At 68.0% G+C, this 2243-nt stretch carries 3 protein-coding genes; 1 reads left to right on the top strand and 2 read right to left on the bottom strand.

Annotated elements, in window-relative coordinates; translation table 11 throughout:
• Both X803_RS18240 and X803_RS0106470 read right to left on the bottom strand, forming a co-directional pair.
• On the bottom strand, positions 1 to 419 hold a 419-nt coding region (locus tag X803_RS18240), incomplete at its 3' end, for a prephenate dehydratase domain-containing protein (protein ID WP_035778155.1).
• The gene (locus X803_RS0106470) at positions 416 to 742 is read right to left on the bottom strand and encodes a rhodanese-like domain-containing protein (protein ID WP_026544510.1); all 327 of its coding nucleotides are present in this window, start codon (positions 740 to 742) and stop codon (positions 416 to 418) included. The genes X803_RS18240 and X803_RS0106470, both read right to left, overlap by 4 nt.
• Before the next feature lie 86 nt (positions 743 to 828).
• Here X803_RS0106470 and X803_RS0106465 point away from each other — a divergent pair, with 86 nt between their 5' ends.
• Entirely contained in the window at positions 829 to 2235 is a 1407-nt protein-coding gene (locus X803_RS0106465) for an amidase (RefSeq protein WP_026544509.1), read from the top strand.
• The last annotated feature ends 8 nt before the right edge of the window (positions 2236 to 2243 follow it).

Raw genomic sequence — 2243 nt, 5'->3', positions numbered from 1 at the left:
AGCAGGTCATGGGCTGCGGCAGCCGTTGACGACGCCGGAACGTATTCCGCCGCTGGAATGTTCTGCTCGGTCCAGCCGCGGCACTGTGCCCAGGCATGGCCGTGGGTGGCTACAAAGCGGATGTCCGCCAGCTCCGCGCCCGGCCGGCCCACCAGGACAAAGGAGACGGGCACCAGCACTTCGCGGATGATCCGCAGCGGGGCGCCGTTGGCAATCGCGTCCAGGGTGGCCGACACGCCGCCCTCCACCGAGTTCTCGATCGGGACCATTGCGGCTTTCACGCGGCCGGTACGCACCATGTCGAGGGCGGCGTTGACCGTGGTGGCGGGCACCCGTTCGGCTTCTTCGGCGGCCGGGACCTGCAGCAGCGCAGCCTCCGTGAAGGTTCCGGCAGGTCCGAGGTAGGCGTAGGAGGTCACAGGACGCGCGGTTCGTCGCCGGTTTCGGAAACCATCGGCTTTGCAGCCTCGATCCAGGCATCCATTCCGCCACGGACGTTCACAGCCGAATATCCGTTGCCCACCAGCCACTCCGCAACCCGGAAGGAACGTCCGCCCGTGCGGCAGATGACGTGGAGATCCTCATCCGGATCGAGCTCGTCGAGCCGCGCCGGGATCTGCTCCACGGGAATATGCAGGGCGCCCTTGATGTGCCCGGCCTCCCACTCATAGTCCTCGCGCACGTCCAGCACAGCGGTATCCTCACTGATCGCGTCGACGGACACGCTCTCGCTCTCGCTCATTGCCGGCCCCGTCCTTTCCTCGTCCGATTCACCGACCGGATCCAAGCCTATAGTGGGACCGACCCGACCCGGCGAGAAAGGCAGCAATGGGTGCCCTTCATGAGCTGACCGCGCTCGAACAGCGGGACCTGCTACGGCGCGGGGAGTTGAGCGCCCGGGAATTGACCGCGCATTACCTGGAGCGGATCGACAGCCGGAACCCGGCGTTGGGCGCCTTTCTCACGGTGACCGCGGATACCGCACTGGAGGAGGCGGACGCCGCAGACCGCAGGCACGCGCGGGGAGCCGACCTGCCTGCGCTCCATGGCCTGCCGCTCGCGCACAAGGATCTGACCGACGTCGTCGGCGTGGTGACCACCCACGGCAGCGCCGCCCTGCAGCACACCGTGGCGGCAGCGGACTCTCCTCTGGTGGCCGTTCTGAGACGGGCAGGGGCAATCAGTCTTGGAAAGACGCAGGTTCCGGAGTTCGGTTTGAGCTGCTACAGCGAAAACCTGATTGCCCCGCCGTCGCGCAATCCACTGAACGTCTCACTGAGCCCGGGGGGATCCTCGGGCGGCAGTGCGGCTGCGGTTGCGGCGGGGTTGGTTCCTTTCGCTCCGGGCACCGACGGGGGCGGGTCGGTCCGGATCCCGGCTGCCGCCACCGGTCTCATCGGACTCAAGCCGAACCGCGGACGGGTTCCCTCCGGGTCCGGGCAGACCGACCTTGGCCAGTTTGTGGTTGCTGGACCCCTTGCCCGGACCACCGCGGATGCGGCCCTTCTGCTGGACGCCATGGTGGACGAACCCAATTTCCACGCGACCAGCGCTGCTGCCCACGGTCCTTTCCTGGAGGCGGCGCTCCGCGCAACCGGGCGGTTCCGCATCGGAGTGAGCACTGCGTCGCCCTTCGCGGCGGCGTTCTCCATCGGGCTCGACGACGACGCAAGCGTGGCCTTCGACGCCGGCCTCCGTGCGCTGGGCGATGCAGGGCACGATCTTGTCGAGGCAGACCTCCACTACGATCCTCGCTACCACGAGGCGTTCCAGACGGTCTGGACCGCCGGACTCGCCAACGCGCGCATTCCCGCGGCCCGCGAAGCCGGCCTCACTCCGCTGGCGCTCACCCTTCGACGCCGTGCCCAGGGCCGGTCGGCAACGGACCTGGCAACCGCCGTCGACATTCTGCGGCAGTTCGAGCAGGACACGATCGAGCAATACTCCGCCTTCGATCTCATCGCCACCCCCGCCCTCGGAATGACGCCCCGCCCCATCGGCTGGTACACCTCCGCCGACGCGGACACCGACTATCGGCGCCAGTGCCAATACTCGCCGTACACCTCGATGGTCAACGTCTGCGGCCTGCCCGCCATCTCCGTGCCGGTGTACTCCACCGCCGGCGGACTCTCCATGAGCATCCAGCTCATCGGCAGGCCAAGCGCAGAGGCGGATCTCCTGACGGTCTCAGCGCAGCTTGAGGATCAGCTGCGGCTCCCCCGGCGCATTCCCTAGTCCGGCTG

This window comes from Arthrobacter sp. 35/47 (genome assembly GCF_000520475.1).
GTDB lineage: Bacteria > Actinomycetota > Actinomycetes > Actinomycetales > Micrococcaceae > Arthrobacter_D > Arthrobacter_D subterraneus.
Note: the sequence above shows the minus strand (reverse complement) of the source record. Positions and strands in the feature narration are given on the sequence as shown.